The 24,991-nt window shown below is 59.5% G+C and carries 20 protein-coding genes and 1 pseudogene; 8 read left to right on the top strand and 13 right to left on the bottom strand.

Going from position 1 to position 24,991, the window contains the following annotated elements:
- The first annotated feature begins 2 nt into the window (after nucleotides 1–2).
- From HMPREF1257_RS10650 to HMPREF1257_RS10660, 3 genes are all read left to right on the top strand, one after another.
- A complete protein-coding gene (locus HMPREF1257_RS10650; RefSeq protein WP_023025385.1) occupies nucleotides 3–371 on the top strand; it encodes a helix-turn-helix domain-containing protein in 369 nt (122 codons plus the stop codon).
- Between the two features lie 78 nt (nucleotides 372–449).
- Nucleotides 450–1,640, top strand: coding sequence for a M20 family metallopeptidase (locus HMPREF1257_RS10655; protein WP_023016834.1), 1,191 nt, complete (start codon nucleotides 450–452; stop codon nucleotides 1,638–1,640).
- 70 nt (nucleotides 1,641–1,710) lie between these two features.
- Complete coding sequence (locus HMPREF1257_RS10660) at nucleotides 1,711–3,138, top strand: NAD(P)H-quinone dehydrogenase (RefSeq protein ID WP_005281545.1); 1,428 nt, start codon at nucleotides 1,711–1,713, stop codon at nucleotides 3,136–3,138.
- A 9-nt stretch (nucleotides 3,139–3,147) separates the two neighbouring features.
- Here the strand turns inward: HMPREF1257_RS10660 and HMPREF1257_RS10665 are convergent, their stop codons facing one another.
- Nucleotides 3,148–4,461: a short-chain fatty acyl-CoA regulator family protein gene (locus HMPREF1257_RS10665; RefSeq protein ID WP_023025387.1), complete on the bottom strand. Its 1,314-nt coding sequence runs from the start codon at nucleotides 4,459–4,461 to the stop codon at nucleotides 3,148–3,150.
- A gap of 165 nt (nucleotides 4,462–4,626) precedes the next feature.
- Between HMPREF1257_RS10665 and prpD the strand changes: the two genes are divergently transcribed.
- The 4 genes from prpD (at nucleotide 4,627) to HMPREF1257_RS10685 (ending at nucleotide 12,224) form a co-directional block, all read left to right on the top strand.
- On the top strand, nucleotides 4,627–6,138 hold the full coding sequence (gene prpD, locus HMPREF1257_RS10670; protein ID WP_005277360.1) for a 2-methylcitrate dehydratase PrpD: 1,512 nt from the start codon (nucleotides 4,627–4,629) through the stop codon (nucleotides 6,136–6,138).
- The gene (gene prpB, locus HMPREF1257_RS10675) at nucleotides 6,138–7,070 is read left to right on the top strand and encodes a methylisocitrate lyase (RefSeq protein ID WP_023025390.1); all 933 of its coding nucleotides are present in this window, start codon (nucleotides 6,138–6,140) and stop codon (nucleotides 7,068–7,070) included. The genes prpD and prpB overlap by 1 nt, the downstream gene beginning before the upstream one ends.
- A 13-nt stretch (nucleotides 7,071–7,083) precedes the next feature.
- A complete protein-coding gene (locus tag HMPREF1257_RS10680; RefSeq protein WP_023025392.1) occupies nucleotides 7,084–8,244 on the top strand; it encodes a bifunctional 2-methylcitrate synthase/citrate synthase in 1,161 nt (386 codons plus the stop codon).
- Between the two features lie 548 nt (nucleotides 8,245–8,792).
- Nucleotides 8,793–12,224, top strand: a complete 3,432-nt coding sequence (locus tag HMPREF1257_RS10685) for a pyruvate carboxylase (RefSeq protein WP_023025394.1) — start codon at nucleotides 8,793–8,795, stop codon at nucleotides 12,222–12,224.
- A 253-nt stretch (nucleotides 12,225–12,477) separates the two neighbouring features.
- On the opposite strand, the pseudogene HMPREF1257_RS10690 reads toward HMPREF1257_RS10685, so the two are convergent.
- From HMPREF1257_RS10690 to HMPREF1257_RS10715, 6 genes and pseudogenes are all read right to left on the bottom strand, one after another.
- Nucleotides 12,478–13,524: pseudogene (locus tag HMPREF1257_RS10690) on the bottom strand (DUF1648 domain-containing protein); the annotation flags it as partial.
- Entirely contained in the window at nucleotides 13,521–13,898 is a 378-nt protein-coding gene (locus HMPREF1257_RS10695) for a GntR family transcriptional regulator (protein ID WP_023025400.1), read from the bottom strand. The pseudogene HMPREF1257_RS10690 and the gene HMPREF1257_RS10695, both read right to left, overlap by 4 nt.
- A 140-nt stretch (nucleotides 13,899–14,038) precedes the next feature.
- The gene (locus HMPREF1257_RS10700; protein WP_023025402.1) at nucleotides 14,039–15,061 is read right to left on the bottom strand and encodes a hypothetical protein; all 1,023 of its coding nucleotides are present in this window, start codon (nucleotides 15,059–15,061) and stop codon (nucleotides 14,039–14,041) included.
- Nucleotides 15,058–15,639 (bottom strand): ATP-binding cassette domain-containing protein, encoded by a 582-nt coding sequence (locus HMPREF1257_RS10705; protein ID WP_005281569.1) that lies wholly within the window; start codon nucleotides 15,637–15,639, stop codon nucleotides 15,058–15,060. Before HMPREF1257_RS10705 ends, HMPREF1257_RS10700 begins: the two co-directional genes overlap by 4 nt.
- Nucleotides 15,640–16,235: 596 nt before the next feature.
- The gene (locus HMPREF1257_RS10710; protein ID WP_023025404.1) at nucleotides 16,236–17,456 is read right to left on the bottom strand and encodes a NupC/NupG family nucleoside CNT transporter; all 1,221 of its coding nucleotides are present in this window, start codon (nucleotides 17,454–17,456) and stop codon (nucleotides 16,236–16,238) included.
- 33 nt (nucleotides 17,457–17,489) lie between these two features.
- Nucleotides 17,490–17,930, bottom strand: a complete 441-nt coding sequence (locus HMPREF1257_RS10715; protein ID WP_023025406.1) for a cytidine deaminase — start codon at nucleotides 17,928–17,930, stop codon at nucleotides 17,490–17,492.
- A 203-nt stretch (nucleotides 17,931–18,133) separates the two neighbouring features.
- On the opposite strand from HMPREF1257_RS10715, the gene HMPREF1257_RS10720 reads away from it, so the two are divergent.
- Nucleotides 18,134–19,420, top strand: a complete 1,287-nt coding sequence (locus tag HMPREF1257_RS10720; RefSeq protein ID WP_023025408.1) for a thymidine phosphorylase — start codon at nucleotides 18,134–18,136, stop codon at nucleotides 19,418–19,420.
- Here the strand turns inward: HMPREF1257_RS10720 and HMPREF1257_RS10725 are convergent.
- The 6 genes from HMPREF1257_RS10725 to HMPREF1257_RS10745 all read right to left on the bottom strand — a co-directional run bounded on the left by HMPREF1257_RS10725 (nucleotide 19,417) and on the right by HMPREF1257_RS10745 (nucleotide 24,877).
- Nucleotides 19,417–20,541 (bottom strand): DUF1648 domain-containing protein, encoded by a 1,125-nt coding sequence (locus HMPREF1257_RS10725; protein ID WP_023025410.1) that lies wholly within the window; start codon nucleotides 20,539–20,541, stop codon nucleotides 19,417–19,419. The two genes, HMPREF1257_RS10720 and HMPREF1257_RS10725, sit on opposite strands and share 4 nt — an antisense overlap.
- Complete coding sequence (locus HMPREF1257_RS10730) at nucleotides 20,538–20,906, bottom strand: GntR family transcriptional regulator (RefSeq protein WP_023025412.1); 369 nt, start codon at nucleotides 20,904–20,906, stop codon at nucleotides 20,538–20,540. The genes HMPREF1257_RS10725 and HMPREF1257_RS10730 overlap by 4 nt, the downstream gene beginning before the upstream one ends.
- A gap of 85 nt (nucleotides 20,907–20,991) precedes the next feature.
- Nucleotides 20,992–21,867, bottom strand: coding sequence for an ATP-binding cassette domain-containing protein (locus HMPREF1257_RS12560; protein ID WP_023025414.1), 876 nt, complete (start codon nucleotides 21,865–21,867; stop codon nucleotides 20,992–20,994).
- 47 nt (nucleotides 21,868–21,914) lie between these two features.
- Complete coding sequence (locus HMPREF1257_RS12565) at nucleotides 21,915–22,496, bottom strand: ATP-binding cassette domain-containing protein (protein ID WP_023025416.1); 582 nt, start codon at nucleotides 22,494–22,496, stop codon at nucleotides 21,915–21,917.
- Nucleotides 22,497–22,626: 130 nt separating this feature from the next.
- A complete protein-coding gene (locus HMPREF1257_RS10740) occupies nucleotides 22,627–23,094 on the bottom strand; it encodes a hypothetical protein (protein ID WP_023025418.1) in 468 nt (155 codons plus the stop codon).
- 22 nt (nucleotides 23,095–23,116) lie between these two features.
- The gene (locus HMPREF1257_RS10745; RefSeq protein ID WP_023025420.1) at nucleotides 23,117–24,877 is read right to left on the bottom strand and encodes an acetyl/propionyl/methylcrotonyl-CoA carboxylase subunit alpha; all 1,761 of its coding nucleotides are present in this window, start codon (nucleotides 24,875–24,877) and stop codon (nucleotides 23,117–23,119) included.
- Nucleotides 24,878–24,991 lie beyond the last annotated feature (114 nt).

The following is a 24,991-nucleotide window of genomic DNA, read 5'->3' on the forward strand; positions in this document are numbered from 1 at the left end:
AAATGATCGTGAGTTTTATTCAACTAATGTGGTCGAGCTACGGCTACGGATTTTCGCAACAACTGCGCCGCGTGCGCGAGCGGCGCGGGGTATCCCAGCAAGTGCTCGCGGATATTTCGGGGGTATCGCGCAGCCAGATTTCCAACCTGGAACGCAATGAAAATGGCCTACACACCATGGCGGACCCGCAATTATCCACGGTGTACAAACTGGCGCTGGCTTTAGAAATCCCGCCGGCGGTCCTCTTGCCGGCCGGTGGGGACGTGATGGAGGGCCACTTGGCAGACTCCGCCGTGCTCGGGGTAGAAGATGTGGCGCCCTTTCCACAGGACTACATCAACCAGCGGCGCTTTAGTGATGCGCGGGGCTAACCACCCTGACTTACTGAACCGCATGGTCTAGTTGTAGACTGCCTCCAAGAGATAGTCCAGCAACAGGGAGGCGTGCGCGTGATCTCGGAGTTTATTAACGAGTGGTTCGATGCTCACCGTGCGGAGGTCATCGCGTGGCGGCGCCATATCCACCGCAATCCGGAAACGGCGAACCAAGAGGTGGAAACCACCAATTACATCGCGAATATCCTTGCGGATTACGGGCTTGAGCCGCAGCGCTTCCCGCACACCGGCCTCATGGTGGACATCGGCCCGGACACGGAGCTTGGCCGCTTGGCCTTCCGCGCCGATATCGATGCCTTGCCCATTACCGAGGTAACTGGGCTGGAGTTTACCTCTGAGAAGCCCGGAACCATGCACGCGTGCGGTCACGACGTGCACACTACCGTGGCGCTCGGCCTGGCTTGCGCGCTGGCGGATTTTCAGCGGGTTAATGAGCTGGAGCTGGGCATTCGCATCATCTTCCAGCCGGCGGAGGAAGTGTGGGTCGGCGGGGCCACCGACGTTATTTCTTGGGGCGCGTTAGAAGGCGTGCATTCCATCTTCGCCATCCACGCCGAGCCGAAGCTGCGCGTGGGGCGCATTGGCATCCGCGCCGGGGCTATTACCTCGGCAACGGACGTGGTGGAGCTCAAGATCAAGGGCCCGGGCGGGCATACCTCGCGCCCGCACCTATCCGCGGATGTGGTCTATGCGCTGGGCAAGGTTATTACGGAGCTGCCGGCGCTGCTGTCTCGCCGCGTTGATCCGCGCACCGGCACGGTTTTGGTCTTTGGCCAGGTCAATTCCGGCTATGCCCCTAACGCAATCCCGGAAACCGGCATGCTGACCGGCACGATGCGCACCGCGGATATCACCATCTGGCGCCAGATGCAGGAACTCTTCGCGGAGCTGGTGGATCAGATCCTTGCGCCGGTGGGGGTAGAACACGAATTGTCCTATAACCGCGGCGTGCCGCCGGTGCTTAACGATGACGTCGCTACCGCCATGCTTGCTTCTGCCGCACAGTCCATCGACCCGCAAGCCGTGGTCCAGGCCCCGCAGTCTTCCGGCGGCGAGGACTTTTCCTGGTATTTGGAAAAGGTGCCCGGTTCCATGGCGCGCCTTGGTTGCTGGTCCGGGGAGGGGGAGCAGCACGATCTGCACATGGGCGACCTCATCGTGGATGAGCGGGCAATTGGTGTGGGCATTAAGCTTTTTGGGGCCGTTGTCGAGCAATTTATGGGGGAGAATGCGCAGGCGGACTAACGCGCTGGGGTTACCTACGGGTTAGACTCGTAGGCGACTTTAAAAGTGGAGCCTATAAAGGAGCAATTGCGTGTTGAACCAGACCAAGCGAATTGTCATCATCGGCGGTGGCCCGGCGGGCTACGAGGCAGCGCTGGCTGGCGCCAAGTACGGCGCGGAAATCACCATCATCGAAGACCAAGGCATGGGCGGCAATAGCGTGGTCTTGGACTGTGTTCCCTCCAAGTCCTTCATCGCCGGCGCCAATATTAAAACGGACTTGCGCCGCGCGGATGACATGGAGCTGAACGAGGGCATCGGCAAGGCGCAGCTTTCCATCAGTGCGCTGAACCAGCGCGTGCAGGACTTGGCGGCTAAGCAATCCGGTGATATCCGCAATACCATGGATTCCCTGGGTGCCCGCGTTATCGATGGCCGCGCGCACTTCCCGGAAGATCAGCAAGCCGATGCCTTTGGTGGGCACAAGGTCACCGCGGTCTTCAACGAGGATGGACACGAGGAGACGCTGGATGCGGACCTCGTCTTGGTGGCTACCGGCGCCACCCCGCGCATTTTGCCCGGCGCCCAGCCGGATGGCGAGCGCATCCTGACCTGGCAGCAGGTATATAACCTCACTGAGCTGCCAGAGCACCTCATTGTGGTGGGTTCCGGTGTCACCGGTGCCGAGTTTGTCTCCGCCTTCGCTGAGCTGGGCGTCAAAGTTACGATGGTGGCCTCGCGCGATCGCATCTTGCCGCATGATGATGCCGATGCCGCCGACGTCCTCGAAACCGTGCTGAGCGAGCGCGGCGTGGAGCTGGAAAAGAACTGCCGCGTGGAAACCGTTAACCGCACCGAGGACGGCAACGTGCTGGTCACCACGCAAGACGGGCGCGAGATTCACGGCTCGCACGTCATCATGTCCATTGGTTCCGTCCCGAATACCAAGGATCTGAAGCTGGAAAACGTGGGCGTGGAAACCGCGAAGTCTGGTCACATCCAGGTAGACCGCGTCTCGCGCACCAATATTGCCGGCATTTACGCAGCCGGTGACTGCTCCGATCTCTTCCCGCTTGCCTCCGTAGCCGCGATGCAGGGCCGCGTGGCGATGTACCACGCGCTCGGTGAAGGCGTCTCGCCGCTGCGCCTGAAGACCGTGGCAAATGCGGTCTTTACCCGCCCGGAGATCGCGGCGGTGGGCTTTACCCAGGCCGAGATCGAGGCCGGTGAGGTCGCCGCCCGCGCCATTACCATGCCGCTGAATACCAACCCGCGTGCGAAGATGCGCTCGCTGCAGCACGGTTTTGTCAAGCTATTCTGCCGTGCTACCTCCGGCCGCGTGATCGGTGGCGTCATCGTCGCGCCGACCGCCTCCGAGCTCATCCTGCCCATCGCTATGGCAGTGACCAACCAGCTCACGGTGAATCAGCTGGCGGATTCCTTCGCGGTGTACCCATCGCTGTCCGGCACCATCACTGAGGCCGCCCGCCGGCTGGTGGCCCACGATGATCTGGAGTAAAACTCGTTCCTAGAACGTGGAGTAGGCCTGCTCCGCAGTGCGGTTAAGCTCGATTTTGATCGGCCTATCTGCCTCCGGCAGGGCGCGCTGCGGACAGAACTCGCGGGGGCAGGCGGTACAGCCTGGGCCAATCGGGGTGGCGGCGGAAATGTCTAGGTTTAGGGCATCGGCATAGACGATGCGATCCGCCTGGGCGATATCGCAGCCTAGGCCTACCGCGAATTCCTTGCGCGGCGTGCCCCAAGACTTGGCCGTTCCCTGCACGAAACGCCCGATCCACAGGTAGGCGTGGCCATCCGGCATGGCGGCGACCTGCCGGGTAATCCGGTTCGGGGTTTCAAAGGCGCGGTGGACTACCCACAGGGGGCAGGATCCGCCAGAGCGCGCGAAGTGAAAGGCGGTAGAGGACTGCCGCTTGGAAATATTGCCCGCGCGGTCGGTGCGGATGAAGGAAAAGGGCACGCCCTTAAGCCCTGGGCGCTGGAGCGTGGCAAGGCGCTGCGCGGTTGTTTCAAACCCAGTCCCAAAGTAGTTGCACAGCAGGTCGATATCGTAGCGGGTATCTTCTGCCATCGTGAGAAAGCGCTGGTAGGGCATGGTGACAGCCGCCGCGAAGTACTGCGCAAGGCCCAGGGTGGCTAAGTCTTGGGATTCGCCTTCGGGCAGTTCAGATACGAGGTTGTCACAGATATCGCCGTAGGCCAGCAGGCAGTATTGCAGGGCCATTTCAAAGACCAATTGCGCCTCAGATAACCCATCGCGCAGCGAGAGCTCGCGCGTATCTGGGTCGAAGCTGCGCCGAGGGCCGGGACGGGAAAAGCGCACCGTAACCCCCAGATCCTCATGCATGCGGGAGGCGAGCCGGCCGCGGCGCAGGACGCGATCGCCCAACTGGCCAGCGAGTTCTTCTGCGAGCACATCGAGCTCGTGGATGTAATTATGCGCGTCATAAAAGAAATCCCGCACCACTTCAAAGGGGGAGGGGTCCGCAGCGGGCGCGCGGGAAGCAACATCAACAAACCGCGGCATCAACTCGGGAAAGCGAGAGGCGAGATCCGAGAGCGTTTCTTCAGAGGCATCGGGGAAGATGTGGCGGAGCTCGGTAATCGTATGGATATCGCGGTCTTCGGCGAAGTAGCTGGGATCCACGGTAAAGCGCTGGGCTAGCTGCATTAACACGGTGACGGTCAGCGGGCGCTGGTCGTTTTCTAGCTGGTTGAGGTAGCTCGTGGATAACCCCAACTTCTTCGCCATCGCCACCTGGGTGAGCCCGCGCTGCTTGCGCAAAGCGTGAATCCGTGCCCCCGCATAGTGCTTGGTCATGCGTCCCCGTCCTTCCTTTAAGTCCCCTGCGCTGTGAAAATCACAAGTTTTGCAGATTTCACAAAAGAAGTCCGCTAATTTCCACAAACATTACCTATAGCGTGCACCACATGCAAGCATTTACTGTGATGTGCAACGCATTCTTGATGAAGGAGGACGTAACTAGTGAAAAACCATGAGGTACGCACTCATAAATCCGCCGAGGACTTCCCCTACGAGGAGCACTTGGCGTACAAGGTGGCCGAGGTGGCTGCGGACCCCGTAGAGGTTCCGGAAGAAACCACCGAGATGATCATCAACCGCATCATCGATAACGCCGCCGTAGCTATGGCCTCCGTCGCCCGTGGCCCCGTCACATCCGCGCGAGTTATGGCAGAAGCCCATCCGGTGGACAAGGGTGGTTCCACCATCTTTGGCATCGATGGCACCTATTCCGCGGAGTGGGCCGCACTGGCCAATGGCACCGCGGTCCGCGAGTTGGACTATCACGACACCTTCCTCGCCGCCGAATATTCCCACCCCGGCGATAATATTCCGCCGCTTCTTGCCGCAGCGCAGCACAAGGGGCTGAGCGGCCGCGACCTTATCCGCGGCATTGCAACCGGCTATGAAATCCAGGTCAACCTGGTCAAAGGCATGTGCCTGCACGAGCACAAGATCGACCACGTGGCGCACTTGGGGCCATCGGTAGCCGCAGGGCTTGGCACCATGTTGGGCCTGGATAGGGACACGATTTACCAGGCCGTCGGCCAGGCGCTGCACACCACCACGGCAACCCGCCAGTCCCGCAAGGGCCTGATTTCTTCGTGGAAGGCTTACGCGCCAGCCTTCGCCGGCAAGATGGCCATCGAGGCCGTCGACCGCACCATGCGCGGCGAGGGCGCCCCGGCACCGATCTGGGAGGGCGAGGACGGGTTCATCGCCTGGATGCTGCATTCACCAGAGCGCACCTACACCGTGCCCCTGCCAGAAAACGGGGAGGCCAAGACCGCCATCCTGGATACCTACACCAAGGAACACTCCGCGGAATACCAGGCGCAGGCTCCCATCGACATGGCCTTTGCGCTGAAAAAGACGCTGGAGGATAAGGGCCTGAAGACGGCGGATATCGAGTCCATCGTGCTGCACACCTCCCATCACACCCATTACGTCATCGGCACCGGCGCGAACGATCCGCAGAAGATGGATCCTTCCGCCTCCCGCGAAACCCTGGACCACTCTGTGATGTACATCTTCGCGGTCGCGCTAGAAGATGGCGTCTGGGACCACGAAACCTCCTATTCCCCTGAGCGCTCCAACCGCCCGGAGACCATCGAGCTGTGGCAGAAGATCTCCACCGTTGAGGATCCCGAGTGGACGCGCCGCTATCACTCCAACGACCTTGAGGAAAAAGCCTTCGGCGGCAAGGCCGTTATCACCTTCAAGGACGGCACCGTCATCGAAGACGAGCGCGCCGTAGCTGACGCCCACCCGCTGGGCGCCCGCCCCTTCGCCCGCGAGCAGTACATTGCCAAGTTCAAAAAGCTTGCCGATGGCGTCGTCGACGAGGCCGAGCAAGAGCGCTTCCTCACCGCCGTGCAAGACCTAGAAAACCTCACCGATCTAACCGAACTCAACGTGCGGGTCAGCGATGAGCACCTTGCCACCGCGCCCGAGAAACCGGAGGGAATCTTCTAATGGCTGGACTATTTGGTTCTACAATCAGCAACGCAGAAAAGCGCGCGAATTTCCGCAAATCCATCGAATCCGGATCGATCACCACGCTGCCGGGCGCGTTTAACCCGCTGACCGCCCGCCTTATCCAGGACATCGGCGGCTTCGACGGCGTCTACGTATCCGGCGCGGTGCTGGCCAATGATTTGGGCCTGCCCGATATCGGCCTGACCACCTTGACCGAGGTAGCCCAGCGCGCCGGGCAGATTGCGCGCGCTACGGACTTGCCCGTGCTTGTCGATGCCGATACCGGCTTCGGCGAACCTATGTCCGCCGCCCGCACCGTCGCCGCCCTCGAAGATGCCGGGCTGGCCGGCTGCCACCTGGAGGATCAGGTCAACCCGAAGCGCTGCGGGCACCTCGACGGCAAGGAGGTGGTGGACAAGGAGGTCATGGTCCGCCGCATCAGCGCGGCCGTCAACGAGCGCCGCGATCCTAATTTCATCATCTGCGCCCGTACCGATGCTGCCGGCGTCAATGGCATCGATGACGCCATCGACCGTGCCAAGGCCTATGCCGAAGCCGGCGCGGACCTCATTTTTACTGAGGCGCTGTATTCCCCCGCGGACTTTGAAAAGTTCCGCGCCGCCGTGGATACGCCGCTTTTGGCGAATATGACGGAGTTTGGCAAGACCGAGCTGCAATCAGCGAAGACCCTCGACGGCTTGGGATACAACGCCGTGATCTGGCCGGTTTCCAGCTTCCGCGTGGCCATGGGCGCTACCGAAGAATTCCTGCGCGACTTGCAAGATACCGGCATCCAGACCGAATGGTTAGAGCGCATGCAGCACCGCTCCCGCCTGTACGAGCTGGTCCGCTACCAAGAATACAACGAGTTCGACCAGTCCGTATTCACCTATTCCAAAGACAATTATCAACCCACTTTTGAAAGCTAAGGAGCCAGTGACCATGTCCGATAAGAAAAACGAAACCCCAGAAATCCGCAAGGGCCTTTACGGCGTCGTCGTTGATGAAACTGCCGTTTCCAAGGTTGTTCCTGAGACCAACTCCTTGACCTACCGCGGCTACCCGGTGCAAGAACTCGCCCGCTACTGTTCCTTCGAAGAGGTTGCGTACCTCTTGTGGAATGGCAAGCTGCCGGGCCAAGAATCCCTCATCCGTTTCTCCGCGCGTGAAAAGGCATTGCGTCACCTGGACCGCCATCTCATTGACCTCATCATGTCCATGCCGCAAAGCTGCCACCCCATGGACGTGCTGCGCACGGCGATTTCCTTCATTGGCGCTCAGGATGCGGAGGAATACACCAGGGACTCCGAGCACGTCCGCCGTACCGCGCTCGAACTCATGGCGAAGATCCCCACCATCATCGCGCTCGACATCCGTCGCCGCCGCGGTGAAGGCTACATTGAGCCTTCCCGCAAGAAGGGCTTTGCTGAAAACTTCCTGTGGATGGTCTTCGGCGACGAAGAAGGCTCCCCTGCGCTAAACCGCGCCGATATCGAGGCCTTTGATAAGTCCCTCATCCTTTACGCCGAGCACTCCTTCAATGCCTCCACCTTCTCGGCACGCGTGGTTACCTCTACGATGTCTGATACCTACTCCGCCATCGTCGCCGCCATTGGTGCGCTCAAGGGACCACTGCACGGTGGTGCTAACGAAGCAGTCATGAAGAACTTCCTCGAGGTAGACGATCCTGCCAAGGCAGAGGAGTGGACCAAGAACAAGCTGGCCAATAAGGACCTGGTCATGGGCTTTGGTCACCGCGTGTACAAGAACGGTGACTCCCGCGTTCCCACTATGGAGGCCGCCTTCAAGGAGCTGGCCGAGCAGCACGACCAGACCAAGTGGATCGAGATGTACGACATCATGGCCAAGACCATGGAGGAAAACACCTCGATCAAGATCAAGCCGAACCTAGACTTCCCGGCCGGCCCTGCCTACCACATCCTCGGGTTCGATATTCAGTTCTTCACCCCGATCTTCGTCATGGCCCGCATCACCGGCTGGACCGCGCACATCGTGGAACAAAACGAGAACAACTCGCTGATTCGCCCGCTGTCCGCCTACGCCGGCGAAGACCAGCGCTCCGTTCCGCCGAAGTCCTTCTAATCGCTCGGCCCCGCGCGCTTGCGGCCCGCGGTGGGCCGTTGAGTAGGCCGTTAAGTGGACCGCATTTGCTCCCCACGTTCGCGTGGGGAGCATTTGTGCATCCTGCTGCGTTAAATGTGTATCCATCGGCGTTAAATGTGCATCCTCCTACGATATAACTGAGCAAACCGCGCCCTCAGATGTTGCATTTTCGCCTCAGGTATTGCAGAGGAGGATGCACATGTAGCGGCTGCGGTACCGACTGCTGCGGCGGTTGTGGATTCGGCGGTGGCTGTGGCCACGACTGCGACTGCGGCGGCTGTTGTTGCAACTGCGGCTGCGAAAAATTTGCCGGATGGAAATTTGCAGACTTTGCAGAATTGTTAGGCCTGTTATTACTGGTTGACTGGCAGAAATTGCCCGTGTGGCGTTTAAGTTGCAGGTGAGTGTAGAAAATTCCGTTTTAAAAAAGGGATGATAAAAACTAACCTTATCTCTAAACTGAGAGACGGATCACCCCAGTGGGGACGTTGCAACGCAGCGTCTTCCAAGTTGAAAGGAACACCCAAGTGGCCAATTCCGCCCTTCCATCGTTCGACAAGATTTTGGTAGCCAACCGCGGTGAAATCGCCGTGCGTGCCTTCCGCGCTGCCTTTGAAACGGGGGCGAAGACCGTCGCCGTCTATCCTCGTGAAGATCGCAACTCCTTCCACCGCGCCTTTGCGGATGAGGCAGTGCGCATTGGTGACGAGGGACAGCCCGTCAAGGCATACCTCGATATCGAGGAAATCATCCGCGCTGCCAAGAAGTCTGAGGCGGACGCAATCTATCCGGGTTACGGCTTCTTGTCCGAGCGCGCCGATTTGGCCCGTGCCTGCGAGGATAATGGCATTAAGTTCATTGGCCCCACCCCGAGCACGCTGGATCTCACCGGTGATAAATCCGCTGCGGTTAACGCCGCGAAGGAAGCAGGGCTGCCGACGCTGCAGGACTCGGAGCCGACTACGGACATCGATAAGCTGGTGGCAGACGCCGGTGACTTCAGCTTCCCAGTCTTTGTCAAGGCCGTCTCTGGCGGTGGAGGGCGCGGTATGCGCTACGTGGAATCGGAATCTGAGCTGCGTGAACGGGCAGCAGAAGCCTCGCGCGAGGCCGAGGCGGCCTTTGGTGATGGCAGCGTGTACCTCGAGACCGCGGTGATTAATCCGCAACACATTGAGGTGCAGGTGCTCGCGGATGCCCAGGGCAATGTCATTCACCTCTTTGAACGCGATTGCTCCGTGCAGCGCCGCCACCAGAAGGTCGTAGAGATCGCTCCCGCGCCGTCGCTGGATCCGGAGCTGCGCGATCGCATCTGCCAGGATGCCGTGAACTTCTGCGAGCACATTAACTATGAGGGCGCCGGCACGGTGGAATTCCTCGTGGACGAGCGCGGCAACCACGTCTTTATTGAGATGAACCCACGCGTGCAGGTGGAGCACACCGTGACCGAGGAGGTTACCGGTGTGGACATCGTCAAGGCGCAGATGAATATCGCCGCCGGTGCTTCCTTGGAAGACATCAACCTGTCGCAAGAAAATATCACCATTACCGGCTCCGCCCTGCAGTGCCGCATTACTACCGAAGACCCGAATAACGGCTTCCGCCCAGATACGGGTACGTTGACCGCATATCGCTCGCCGGGCGGCGCTGGTGTACGCTTGGACGGCGCTACCTCCGTGGGTGCTGAGGTATCGCCCAACTTCGACTCCCTGTTGGTGAAGATGACCTGCCGCGGCACCACCTTCGAGCAGGCTGTGCACCGTGCTCGCCGCGCGCTGAACGAGTTCCACGTCTCCGGCGTGGCCACCAATATCGGCTTCCTGCGCGCGTTGCTCAATGAATCTGACTTCGTCAATACCCGCGTCGATACTGGATTCATTACCGAGCACCCGGATCTGCTCAAGGCGCCACCGGCGGTAGATGAGTCCGGTCGTATCCTGGACTACATCGCGGATGTCACCGTGAATAAGCCCAATGGTGATAGGCCCACCGCGCTGCGCCCGTTTGATAAGCTGCCGGAGTTCAACACGGAAGAGCCGCTCCCGCGCGGTTCCCGCGATGATCTCCTGGAGCTAGGGCCACAGAAGTACGCGGAAAAGATTCGTGCCCAAGAACCATTGATGGTTACGGACACGACGTTCCGCGATGCCCACCAGTCCCTGCTTGCTACCCGTGTGCGCAGCACCGCCTTGGTCTCAGCGGCGGAGGCCGTGGCGCGCCTGACCCCAGACCTCTTCTCCGTGGAGGCGTGGGGCGGTGCTACCTACGATGTGGCCATGCGCTTCCTCCACGAGGACCCCTGGGTGCGCCTGGACCTGCTGCGCGAGGCCATGCCGAATCAGAACATCCAGATGCTCCTGCGCGGGCGCAATACCGTGGGCTATACCCCGTACCCGGATTCGGTCTGCCGCGCCTTCGTGCAGGAAGCGGCCAAGTCCGGTGTGGATGTCTTCCGCATTTTCGATGCGCTTAACGATGTCTCCCAGATGCGCCCGGCCATCGATGCCGTGCTCGAGACGAATACCACCGTGGCCGAGGTGGCCATGGCGTATTCCGGTGACCTTTCTTCGCCGAAGGAAGACCTCTACACCTTGGATTACTACTTGAAGCTCGCCGAGCAGATCGTAGAATCCGGCGCGCACATCTTGGCCGTTAAGGACATGGCGGGCCTATTGCGTCCAGAGGCCGCGCACACCCTGGTGACCGCGCTGCGCAAGGAATTCGACCTGCCGGTCCACGTCCACACGCACGATACTGCCGGTGGCCAGATCGCTACCTACTTCGCGGCGGCGCGCGCCGGTGCCGATATTGTCGATGGCGCCTCGGCGCCGCTGGCCGGCACCACGTCTCAGCCTTCGCTCTCCGCGCTCATCGCCGCGTTCTCCAACTCCAAGCGCGATACTGGAATCGACCTGCAAGCGGTCTCGGACTTGGAGCCGTACTGGGAGGCCGTGCGCCAGCTGTACGCCCCGTTTGAAAACGGCATTCCTGGCCCGACCGGCCGCGTGTACAAGCACGAGATTCCGGGTGGTCAGCTGTCGAACCTGCGCGCGCAGGCAGTGGCTTTGGGCCTCGCGGATCGCTTCGAGGTCATCGAGGATAACTACGCCGCCGTCAACGAGATGCTGGGTCGCCCCACAAAGGTCACCCCGTCCTCCAAGGTGGTGGGTGACCTGGCGCTCCACCTCGTTGGTACCGGTGTTTCTCCGGAAGACTTCGCAGCCAACCCGACGAAGTACGATATCCCGGCTTCCGTGGATCAATTCCTCCGCGGCCAGCTGGGCACCCCTCCGGGTGGCTGGCCGGAGCTGCGCGATAAGGTCCTCGATGGCCGCACCGAAACCGGTGCGCAGATTACCGATGTCCCGGCAGAAGAGCAGCCGCACCTAGAATCGGACAACTCGGATGAGCGCCGCGCGAGCCTGAACCGCCTGCTTTTCCCCAAGCAGTTCGAGGAATTCAATGAGTTCCGCCGCAAGTACGGCAATACCGAGGCACTGACGGATACGACCTTCTTCTACGGCCTGACCGAAGGTGAAGAAAAGGTGGTGCACTTCTTCCCAGAAGACTCCACCGATCGCTCCGACCTTAAGCAGATCGTGGTGCGCCTCGATGCTGTGGGTGAGCCGGATGAGAAGGGCATGCGCAATGTCGTGCTCAACGTCAACGGCCAAATCCGCCCGATGAAGGTGCGCGATGAAAATGCCGAATCCACCGTGGCTACGGTGGAGAAGGCGGATCCGTCCAATGACGGCCACGTAGCGGCCCCGTTCGCCGGTGTGGTCAACCCCACGGCAGAGCCAGGCGACGAGGTCAAGGCCGGCGACCAAATCGCGGTCATCGAGGCCATGAAGATGGAAGCTTCCATTTCCGCCACCAAGGATGGCGTGGTCGAACGCGTGGCCATTGGCCAGGCCACCAAGGTGGAAGGCGGCGACCTCATTGCCGTAATCAACTAGTCTGCACACTCAAGCGCCCCGCTTCCCTCGATTTATCTCGAGGCAGCGGGGCGCTTTGGTGTCTAGCTGTGCTAAAAATCAACGATTTCGTCCATCCAAATGACCGCAACCGTCGACGAAATCCTTGCTCTAGATGGACGAAATCGTTGATTCGCGAGGATGGCGGAGGCTCGCCTTAACCAAGGATGACGGGCAATGCTAACGAGCCGACCAAGATGAGTACCACGAGGCCGAAAAAGACTTTGGCCTGCCACCGGGCATAATTAAATGACATTCCCGTACCGAAGCGCTTATCTACCAGTACCGCCGGATCATCCGGGTTGTAATATATTACTCCCCATTTATAGAGGTGGTCATTGTCCGGTGATTCTTTGTCTTCATCAGCGAAGTGAATACCGCGCAATTGTTCGGATAACCGGGATTGCTTGTAGAGAAGAAATACAACTAGACCGATGCTGCCACCAATGGTGAGAATCAGCATTGTGGTGATCGCGGCGCCGTTGAAGCGTTGATAATGCGGGATAGGGCCGGTTACCTGCATCAGCGCCATCCCGGCGCTGATGAGCAGGGTGAGGACTCCCATGCCGGTGTTCGTCAGGGCGAGGTTTGCTTCGTTACGCAGCCGCGCTTTAATGCTGCGCTCAGAGCGTGGGGACACCTCACTATGCGCGATAAAAGAGCAGATAATGGCAAATAGGCCCAGCAATGCTAAAGCGACGAATGAGGAGAAAAATACGCTCCCAATTGATTTGTCGCTCCAATTGTCGGCCTCCATGGATTCATTCCAGTGCACGGGAACGGGGTCCGGAATGGCGGACCAGTGGGAAGCGACGATGATGGCACCGGCCGCGATGCACAGCAGGGAAGAGAGCATGGTTACCCACGGAAAGGTCGGGGTAGGGATGCCGCGAAATTCGGGCGCATCAATGGCTGTGGTGGAAACACGGGCAGCGATGCTGGTTTCAACCTCGTCGAACCAGCCGCCCGCCTTTTTAGCCGCGATGATACGGCGGCGTTGGGACGCATAAGCCCACATGCCACCGAGCGCCACCACGAGGGAAGGTAGTGCGGCTAATAACGGCAGTTTCCAGGCAAAGAGGGACATGGCCGTTGCCACGATGCCGCAGCTCCACGTGCGTATCTTGAATCCGGCGAGGGCGGAGGTAACCGCAGGATCAGAAAGATAAGCCTTGGGCACGCGCACTCCGAGCGGTGTGCCAGGTGAGGCCAGGGAGGGGGCTGTGGCCATGATCCAGGTGATAACCAGGGTGGTGGCGGCCATTATGAGTGTGAAAATCATGGTGATACTTCCAGGTCATTAAGGGTGGAGCTGAGTCGAGCGTGGAGCTCATCTGGGCTAAAGCCTTGGGCGCGGGCGAGTGCGACTATGCGGCTTAATTGCTCTTCCAGTTGTTTTTCTTGCGCGGTGGTGCGAGCACCAGGCCTGACGATGGAGCCGGAGCGTCCGGCGGTTTTTACAAGGTCCTCGGAAACCAAGAGGTCGTATGCCTTCTTCACGGTGGCAGGGTTAATGCCTATATCCTTGGCAACGCGGCGGACGGGATCTAGCTTGTCGCCATCGGAAAGCTGTCCGCGAGCGATAGCCAAAACGATTTCATCGTGAATCTGTTGAAAAACGGGGACGTCAGATTCGGGGTGAAGGGTAATGAACATCTGTCACCTCCAATCTTTTTCTGTATTACTCGCTGTAACACAAGCTGTATTATTTTATGTGGTACAGAAAAGAGGGCAAAAAGAATCCCAGGTACCTGCGACTTAATGCAGTGACGTACCTGGGTTGCGGGGCAGGGAGACTAGAGAAAAAGGGCCCCAGCGATGGCAGCAATACCGTAGCTCCCACGCATGAAGTAACCGAAGACCTCGGGAGAGAAGGAGGCGCCGAAGCCGCCGGTATCGATGATATTCATGGTGGTAACGCGTGCGGGACGGGAGCGCTTAAAAGCGGTGTAACTAAGCCCCAAACAACATGCTGCGAGCGTGAACAGGGACAGCTTCCACACGGTGGCGATGAAGGCGGTGCCGACAACGGCAGCACCTGCGGTGGCAGCCAGTGGCAGTCCCCAGTCGGGCCACGCACCATCGACGATGCGGCCGAAGGAGGCGGCGCGGCCAGTAGCGGCGCCGACAATGGTCCAAGCGGCAGCAAATCCAATAAGAGCAAGGCCGCCGAGCTGAGGTGCTAGCGCTAGGGTCAGTCCCATGACGGCGACCGCACCGAGGGGGATGTACCACCGGCGAAACAGGCGCCGAGCAAAGAGGAGACTGAGCGAAGCCGTGGCATGTGAGCGCGGGCGCAGGCGAGCGGATTGGGAGGCGATAGCATCGGCAGAAACCTCAGAATCCAGTAGCCCAAAGGGGGACGAGCCGATGGCACGGGTACGGCCCGCGCGGAGGAGCGAGGCGAGTTCGAAGGATCGCCAGCCGATGGCAAACCGCAGCAGGGGGAGGGTTATCGCCGCATAGAGTGGAAGATGCAGCGATGCACACAGGGCAAGACCTAGGAGGCTCACGCCGGCGAGCTGGGCAATAGACAGCTTATCGACGCCTCCCATGCGCCCCCGCGGCCTATCCGCATAGACCCAACGCCCGAGCGAAAGGCTGCGCAGCGGATAGAGCGCCTCGAGGAGGACGATGAGGGCGAGCGAGCCGAGCCCGGCACCAATGGTCGCGGTTGCGGGCAGAGCAGCGGTCGTGCGCTGTGCTAGCGAGGGCAGAAGCGCTGCAGCATTGTGCCAGGCGTAGACGCTGACGCTCGCGATAAGTGCCGCGATGAAGGCGTAATAGATGGCTGAGGAAGCTGTGGAGAGAAGTTTCATGAAATCTTCACTACTTCGTCGCAGGCAGCGAAGATGGCCGGAGAATGGGAAGCGAGCACCACACAGCGGCCATTGGCTGCCAGGTGGCGTAGCTCCTCGGCCAAGAAGGCGGTCCAGGTGTGGTCGAGGTGGCGCTCGGGTTCGTCGATAAGCAAGGCTTTGGCCGGCTGATAAAGCTGGGCTGCGAGGTAGACCCGCTGGCGCTGGCCAGAAGAAAGGCTGCTGACAGCGGAGTTCCGGATGGCGTCGTCGATGGCCCAGAGCTCATGGACCTCGGCAAAGTTTACGCCGGAGCGGCGGGATAGCAAGCTAAAGTGCTCACCCACGGTGAGATCGGGGAGGAAGACTGGGTCCCCGACGGAGATGACGGAACCGGCCGCCGCAGCGCTACCGGGCGCGGCACCGTCGATGAAAACGGTGCCATTTAGTGGGGCAATCTCGCCGCTCAACGTCTGCAGCAGCGTAGATTTACCCGCACCATTCGGGCCTTTTAGGCCGTATACGCGACCGGCATTAAAGCTGCGATTGAGGTGCCCCAAGGCGGCGGAATGCCCGTAGTCTGCATCTATTGTCAACATCGTTGCCAGGTTAGCAGACAGGTGGCTGGCCCTAGGGGGCGGTAGCTTTGATGCGATTCAATTGTTTCAGGAAGTAATCTTGGATTAAAACCTTGGGTATGATTGTGCGTTCCTGTTCTATTGATGGGCTTGGCTCCTTGTGCCTGGCATGTAAGTCACAAGAGCCTGTCTAGAGGTTTTAGGGTGCCGTAATCTCTCATGGCGAATCGGATCACAGGTTTCTCTTTCTCGTCGAGCCCAGTATTTGATTCGGGATAGATTGCCACACACAAACCATTAGACACTCCCACTGCCGAGGTTCTTTTAGGCCGGTGGGGCAAAATGAGCGCGAACGCCGAGGATCCTCCGGATGGGCTAAGTTAGCCCGATCTTCGCGCTGAGAATGCTCGTCTGCGCCGTGAGCTGACACAAACTCCGCACGGTTCAAGGTGTATAAAGCTAGAGGACGCAACCAATTAATTGTGTCGCTGCATACCTAGTTCGCGGAAACGTCTAAAAGCAACCGCGTTTGGCCATTTTCGGCCCTGATTTTTGTGGAAACGCGGTTGCTTTTGGGAAATTTTGGAGTGATTAGTTATCGAATCTGGCCGGGCGGATTAGAGAACCATTGGTGCAACGATGACGCCGACGATGGCGGCATTGAGCATATTGGTAAGGAAGCCACCGAAGAGTGCGCGCGGGCCAAGTTTTGCGACTTCACCGCGGCGCTCAGGGATGAGGCCACCGATGGAACCAATCTGGATACCGATGGACGACAGGTTGGCGAAGCCAGCGAGGGCGAAGGAGGAGATCAAGACGGCCTTATCGCTGAGCTCATCGACGCTTTCACCGAATGCGGTGTAGCCAACGAACTCGTTGAGGATGGTCTTTTGGCCGATGAAGTTACCCACCTCGAGCGCCTCGTTCCACGGCGTACCGATAAGCCAGGCCACTGGGGCGAAGATGATGCCGAAGAGGCCTTCGAGCGACCAGTTATCTTGGCCGAAGAGGGAACCAATGCCGCCGAGGATGGCAGAGAGCATCACGATCGAGGCGATGAAGGCGATGAGCAAGCAGGCAACCGAGATGGCGATCTTACCGCCGGCCATGGCACCGCTACTGATGGCGTCGATGATGTTTTTGGATTCGGTATCGCGGACGTCTTTAACGGTGGCGTCGAGGTTCGTCTCTTCCGTCTCTGGCATGAGGCCCTTGGCGACGAGCAGGGAGCCCGGCGCATTCATGAGCGAAGCGGCGAGCAAGTACTCCAAGGGCGCGCCCAAGAGCGAGTAGCCGATCAGCGTGGATCCGGCCACGGAGGCAAAGCCGCCGACCATACAGGTATAAAGCTCGGATCGGGTGAGCTTGGGCAGGTAGGGCTTAATCACCAGCGGGGCCTCGGATTGACCGAGGAAGATGACGGTGGTGGCCCAGACCGATTCCACCTTGGAGGTACCCATGAGCCACTTGATGGCGGATCCGACGTATTCCACGAAGTACTGGATTACTCGGAGGTAGTACAGGGCGGCGATGATGGCGCCCAAGAAGATGATCACGGGCAGCACGTTGAGGGCGAAGACGAAGTCATCACCGAAAAGCCCGCCGAAGACGAATTGGGTGCCCTCGTTGGTAAATTCCGTGAGCTTAGTGAGCCCATTGGCGATGCCCTTGAGGGCTTTGAATCCAGGCTCCCACGCGAGGACCAAGAAGCAGAAGACCACCTGCAGGACAAGGCCCACGCCAATGGTGCGCCACTTGATATTTTTACGCGAGCTCGACAAGACGTAGATCACTGCAAGAATGGCAATGATGCCGAGCAATCCTTGTAAGCGTTCCATATTTTCTGACCGTTCTGTGAAGGGACTTTTTAGTTAGAGTGACTCTGGGCCAAAGGAATGGGGGAGGATCTCGGCAAAGTCGTGGCTCCGGGGCTTTCCGTCGACGGAGACGATGACGCGCTCGCAGTTGAACTCCCGCAGGACCTGGCGGCAGGCACCGCAAGGGTAGCAAGGCGCGGACTTTAAGCCGACGATAGCAACCGCTTTAATCTGCGGGATGCTGGGCAAGTGGCCATCGGTGGCCGTTACGTCTGCGGTGGTGACCATGTGCGCGGCGGCATTGCGCTCGGCGCAAATGCCTAACAGGCTGGAGGCGTTTTCGACGTTGGAGCCGGTGACAATGCGGCCATCGGCAAGCAGCAAAGCCGCACCGACTGGGAAAGAGGAATAGGGCGCCCAGGCGTGGTGGGCTGCGTCTTCTGCGAGGCTGAGCAATTCGGCATCGGTGGGAGGCGAATCCGGGGTGGCGTTCATTGCGATATGGGCTTTCTTTCTACGGGATGAAGAGAGACTGCGTTAATTCCCCATTAGAACAAAAAGAAAAATACTCATTGACATCTGTTCTATAGGGAATAATAATTGGACGTGGTGGAGTGTACAACCACTATATATAGTGCAGTAAATCACATTATGTGCTTGTATGTTTCGGTTTCCAAATCATTACAGGAGGAGTCGTCATGGCCGAGAAATTCGATGCGGTAGATGTTATTCGCACCAAGCGCGATAAAGGGGTGTTTAGCCCGGAGGAAATCGACTGGGTCATCGATGCCTATACTCGCGGGGTCGTGGGCGATGAGCAGATGGCCGCACTCAATATGGCGATCTTCCTCAACGGCATGAATCGCGAGGAAATCTCGCTGTGGACCAAGGCAATGATTGCCTCCGGTGAGACGATGAGCTTTGAGTCCTTGTCCAAGAAGACCGCGGACAAGCACTCCACCGGTGGCGTTGGCGATAAGATTACGCTGCCGCTCGCACCCCTCGTGGCCGCCTTTGGCGTCGCGGTCCCGCAGCTTTCTGGCCGCGGCTTGGGCCACACCGGTGGCACCCTGGACAAGCTGGAGGCCATCCCGGGCTGGCAGGCGGATATTTCCAATGAGCGATTGATGGAAATCCTGGAGGATCCGGGCTGCATCATTTGCGCGGCAGGCTCTGGCCTCGCGCCCGCGGATAAGAAGATCTATGCCCTGCGCGATATCACCTCCACCGTTGAAGCGATTCCGCTTATTGCTTCCTCCATCATGTCGAAGAAAATCGCGGAAGGTACCTCGTCTTTGGTCCTCGACGTCAAGGTGGGCTCTGGCGCCTTTATGAAGGATGAGACCTTGGCCCGCGAGCTGGCGCAGACCATGGTGGACTTGGGCAATGATGCCGGCACCGCCACCACGGCACTGCTAACGGATATGTCCACCCCGTTGGGCCGCAAGGTGGGCAACGCGCTCGAGGTTGAAGAATCCGTCGAGGTTCTAGCCGGCGGTGGGCCAAGCGATGTCGTCGAGCTGACCCTGGCACTTGCGCGCGAGATGCTGGAAGCAGCGGGCGTGCACGATGCCGACGTGGAAAAGGCTCTCAAGGATGGCCGCGCCATGGACAAATGGAAGCAAATGATTAAGGCGCAGGGCGGAGACCCAGACGCCAAGCTTCCCGTGGCTACGCATACCCACGATGTCATTGCTGAATCCGATGGTTACCTCACCGAGCTTGATGCCTTGTCCGTCGGCGTGAGCTCCTGGCGCCTGGGCGCTGGCCGCGCCCGGAAGGAAGACCCGGTACAGGCAACCGCGGGCATCGAATTGCACGCGGTGAAGGGGGAGAAGGTATCCAAGGGGCAGAAGCTTTTCACCCTGCACACGGAGACTCCAGAGCGCTTCGAGCGCTCCCTTGAGACCTTGCAGCAGGGCTTTAAGATTACCGACGCCCCGCTGGATAAGGAGCGCCAGATCATCCTGGACCGCATTGGCTAAATCAGGAGTAATGGAAAAGCAATCGACCCGATGATGATGACCGCTATGACGGCGAGGAAGACCTTCGCCTGCCACGTGGCGTAGTTGAAGGACACTCCGACGCCGAGGCGCTTGTCCACTAGGACCGCTGGGTCATCAGGATTGTAGTACAGGATCCCCCACTTATAATGCTCGTCATTATCGGGGGATTCTTTGTCTGCATCCGGAAATTTCACCCCACGCAGCTGATCCTCGAGCTGTGATTGGGCGTGCAGGATCATCGCCACGATGGCTATGGTGCCGCCAATGGTCATCACCACCATGGTGATAAAGGAGAGCCCAACCAGGTCCTGATAGCTCGGTATGGGGCCGGTGATCTGTATAAATGACAGCCCGAGGGACATGAGAAGAAGCAGGATGCCCATCGCTTCATTGGAGGCCGCAAGGTTTGCCTGATTCCGCAATCGCGCCTTGATGGAGCGCTCCGAGCGTGGCCGAACCGCGGTGCGTTGGATAAGCCAGCAGATCCCGGCGAAAAGCAACCACATTCCCAGCGCGATAAACGTGATGAAAAAGACGCTGCCGATGGATTTGTCGCTCCAGCTATCCGGCTCCATAGAACCATCCCAGTGCACTGGAACGGGATCGGGGATATCGGACCAATGGGCGGCGACGATGAGCGCGCCGGCGATGATGACCAACAAGGAACCTAACATGGTCAGCCAGGGAAAAGACGGCGTTGGTACATCAATATCCTGCACAGCCTCGGCGCCTCGCCCCGTTACTCGGGCAGTGACCGCGGTTTCTACCCCGTCGAACCAGCCACCGTCCTTCTTGGCCGCGATGATATAGCGGCGCTGGGAGAGGTAAGCCCACGTGCTGCCGATAATGACCAGCAGGGAAGACATGGCCGCCACCCACGAGTGGTTGACGTAGAACAGCGAGATAACCGTCGCTGCGATGCCCACAACCCACGTCCGGGTTTTAAAACGAGAAATAGCACCGACCACGACGGGATCAGAAAGGTGGCTTTGGGGAACGCGAACGCCGAGCGGCGCGCCTGGCGCCGCAAGCGCCGGGATCGTGGTCATTATCCACGTTATGACCAGCGTGGTCGCGGCCATGAGGACGGTAAGAATCATGCGAGCTCCTTCAGTGCGGAATCGAGATAGCCGTGGAGCTCCTCAGCGGAAAAGCCCTGGGCGCGGGCGAGCGCTGCCACGCGGCGCAGGCGTTGCCGAACCTGCTGTTCTTGCGCCGCGCTGTGCGCGCCGGGCCGGACGATCGATCCGGAGCGACCCGCAGTTTCGACGAGGCCATCAGCAACGAGCAAGTCATAGGCGTGTTTTACGGTGGCCGGGTTAATGCCAATATCCGCGGCGACGTGGCGCACGGGAACGAGCTTGTCGCCGTCGAAAAGCTGCCCGCGGGCGATGGCCAGCACGATTTCGTCGTGAATCTGCTGGAAGACCGGCGCATCCGCGTCAGGGTTGAGCGTGATGAGCATGAGCTACCTCCTTCCAATAAGTTTTGTGCAACTAATAGTAGCACAGTCTGTATTAGTGGAGGTAATACAAAGCGGAGACTGGGGCCTAGATATGCACCTGCGAAGTGAGGCTGAGCTCTTTGCAGAAGCCCTCATCGTGGCTGACCAGCAGGTACGCACCCTCGTAGGACTCAAGAATCTGCACGAGCCACTTTATGGTGGTGATATCCAAATTATTGGTGGGCTCATCAAGCAGGAGGAATTGCGGGCTAGGCTCGGCTAGCAACACCCGGGCAAATTCCGCGCGGAAGCGTTCGCCGCCCGATAGCTGGTCGGTGCGGCGGTGCACTTGGTCATCGCGAAATAATAGCTGCGCCAATTGATCGCGGATGAATTGTGGGTGAGCAGTGGGGTTGGCCTCCGTGACCATTTCTAAGATTGTGCGATTTTCCGGCAGGGTGATTTTCTGCCGCAAATATCCACAGTCCACGCTGTACTCAACGTCACCGCGCGCAACCTTATTAAGGAATGTGGTTTTCCCGCTGCCATTTGGTCCTACAAGGCGTACATGTTCAGGGCCGGTTAAATCCACGATGCTGCTGGTGAGCACACGGGTGCCATTGGGCAATTGCGTGCCTGGGAGATCGAGGTGGACGTGTTCGTCGGGGCGAATCTTATTTTGCGTAGCTTGATAGGCATCAAATGCTTCCTTCACCGAATCCGCTGCCTGTGCTGAGCGCTTAGCCGCGGTATTTTGGGAGCGATTTTTGTCATTTCCCATTGCCAGCCCGGGTTTTCGATGGTTGTGAGAGAAGGCTTTGCCGCGGCGATTGTCCCTGGAAATGCGCACCTGCATCGCCTCGCGCTCGCGCACTTGCTTGCGGTGTTCGGCTTTGGTCTCGCGAGTTTCTGCCTCAGCAGCGCGCTGTTCGGTTTCTATGGCCTCCCGGTAAGCGTGGTAATTTCCGGAAAATATTCTCAAGCTTCCCGCGTAGAGCTCTGCAACGTGCTCGACATGGGAGAGCAGGTCTAGGTCATGGGAGATAACAAGAATCGGTGTAGAAGAGCTGGAAATAAGCTCGGTGACCTTTGATTGTCCTTCCGCGTCCAGGTTATTAGTCGGCTCATCGAGGATGACAAAGTCTGGTTGATCAAAAACGCGGCGTTTAGCGCGATCGTGACCGCTTCGCCCCCAGAAATTGTGCCGATGGTGCGATCTAGCGGGTAGGGGACGCCTGCGTTATGAAGGCATGCATGAATCCTGTCTTCGATATCCCAGTCGGTGCCAATAACCTTAAGTAGTTCCTCGGAGTAATTTCCCGCTTCTAGTGCGTGGAGCGCAGCAATTTTTTCCGCCGCGCCAAAAACGTCGGCGATCGTTAAAGAGTCATGCAAGCCAAGACCTTGGTCCAGGTAGGTGACTTCTGGTGCCGAGAACGTGCCCGAGGATGGTGCGATCTGGCGGGACAGGACCTTAGCAAGGGTTGATTTTCCGGATCCATTATCGCCAATCATCCCAGTAACCGAGTCAGGGATTGTTCCGGAAAGCTGAGAAAAGCAGGGTGTGCCGTCTGGCCAAGACAGGCTGAGTTGAGAAAAAGAAATCGGCATGAAGAATCCACCTTTAAAGAACGAGTGTGCAAGGGGCGTCGTACTAGGCGGAAATCTTCATAGCCCTTAACTCTAGCAGCGGTGGTGCAGAACACAAGGCCTTCGAGGGCTGCAGGAGATAGGTGCCAGATTAGAAGCGGCGGAAGAATTTACCCTGGGTGAGCTCCTCGAAGCCCGGTAGTGGCGTGGCGGACGCGATGCCGGGGGCGGTTTGCTCGGCCGCAAGGTCTGTAGCGTTGGCAACCAGCAGGTCGTGGGCGCGGGAAGCCTCGTCGCTGGTGGCGTCGGTGCCGTTCGTGGCGACGATGAGTTCTGGGATGTCCTCGGGATCGAAGGGGGTGAGCCAGGTGGCATCGTCAAGCGGGTCAGCGCCTGGATCCCCAAGGAAGGCTGGGCCCTTGGTGGCGGCGGGGTAGTAGCGCAGGAGCGCGGCCCCCACGGGCTCTATGGTTGGGTTCTCGTTGGCGGCAAGGGGCAAGGCGATGACGCCGCCATCGACGATGGGGGACCAGTCCGCGATATGGGAGGGGAAGAGGCCCGCAAGGTAGTCGCGGTCCTCTTCCTTGGCCAAGCGAACACCAAGAGAAGAATCAGTCATTCTTCCAGGTTAGCTGGCACGGTTACTTAATTTCCAGCAGCTGCGCGCCCTTGGTGGTGGACGTGCCAGCCTCGACCGCCAGGCCGGTCACGGTGCCGGATTTGTGGGCCTTGACCGGATTTTCCATCTTCATGGCCTCAAGGACCATGATGATATCGCCTTCTTCTACCTCTTGGCCCTCTTCCACATTGACCTTGATGACCGTGCCCTGCATCGGTGCGGTGACGGCATCGCCGGACACCGCGGCCTTGGAGCCTGCACCCTTGCGCTTTTTCCGCTTGCGCGCGCCGGTAATGCCAAAGGTGGCGGGCAATGCCACCTCGATGCGGCGGCCGTCGATTTCCACGGTGTGGACCTGGGAGGCCTCCGGCGAGCCGGCTTCCGCATCGGTGGAATCTTCATGCGGCGGCAGCTGGTTATCCCAGGCCTCCTCGATCCACTTGGTGTAGACATCGAAGGAACCGTTTTCCGCGGTAAAGGCGGGATCGGCAACGATGGCCCTGTCAAAGGGCAGCACGGTGGGCAGGCCTTCGACCTGGTATTCAGCCAGGGCTCGGGCGGAGCGACGCAGGGCGGTTTCGCGGTCCGGGCCCCAGACAATGAGCTTGGCCAGCATGGAGTCGAATTGCCCGCCGATGACGGAGCCCTCGACGACGCCCGAGTCCACGCGCACGCCCGGCCCAGCGGGCTCGGAGTACTTGACGATGGTCCCCGGGGCGGGCATGAAGCCGGCCGCAGCATCTTCGCCGTTGATGCGGAACTCAAAGGCATGCCCGCGCGGTGCCGGGTCCTCGCCGAGCGAAAGCTTTTCGCCCTGGGCAATCCGGAACTGCTCGCGCACGAGGTCCAGCCCGGTGGTTTCCTCCGAAACGGGGTGCTCCACCTGCAGGCGGGTATTGACCTCGAGGAAGGAAATCAGGCCATCGGCGCCGACCAAATACTCGACGGTGCCGGCACCGCAGTAGTCAGCTTCGCGGCAAATGCGTTTGGCGGACTCGTGGATGGAGGTGCGCTGTTCGTCGCTCAGGAAAGGCGCCGGAGCTTCCTCTACGAGCTTTTGGAAGCGGCGCTGCAGGGAGCAATCGCGCGTGCCGACGACCACCACATTGCCGTGCTTATCCGCCAAGACCTGGGCCTCAACGTGGCGGGCCTTATCGAGGTAGCGCTCGACAAAGCATTCGCCGCGGCCAAAGGCGGTGGTGGCCTCGCGGGTCGCGGATTCAAAAAGCTCCGGAATCTCTTCGGCGGTGTGCGCCACCTTCATGCCGCGGCCGCCGCCACCAAACGCCGCCTTGATGGCCACAGGCAAGCCGTGCTCATCCGCGAAGGCCTTGACCTCATCCGCGTTGGCCACCGGATCCTTGGTACCAGGGGCCATGGGGGCTTCGGCACGCTCGGCGATGTGGCGGGCGGTGACCTTATCGCCCAAAGCGCGGATGGATTGGGGAGGCGGGCCAATCCAGGTCAGGCCGGCATCGATAACGGCCTGAGCAAAATCTGCATTTTCGGACAAGAAACCGTAGCCGGGGTGGATGGCATCCGCGCCGGACTTTGCGGCAGCGTCCAGAATCTTGTCAAAGACAAGATAAGAATCAGCAGAGGTAGAACCACCAAGGGCAAAAGCTTCATCGGCCAGCGTGACGAAGGGTGCCTGCGCGTCCGGCTCGGCATAAACGGCGACGGAGGAGATCCCGGCATCGCGAGCAGCACGAATAACGCGTACGGCGATCTCACCTCGGTTCGCTACGAGAACCTTGGAGATCTTCTTGGTTTCTACTGCCACGGCAGTAACCTCCTGAATACACTTCGTTTACTACGGGATCTATTGTTGCACACCAAAGTATAAAGTCGTCCGTTTGGCAATGATTGTTACGTTTAAACAAAAATAAACCCACAG

This window comes from Corynebacterium sp. KPL1814 (assembly GCF_000478175.1).
In the GTDB taxonomy this organism is placed as follows: Bacteria; Actinomycetota; Actinomycetes; order Mycobacteriales; family Mycobacteriaceae; genus Corynebacterium.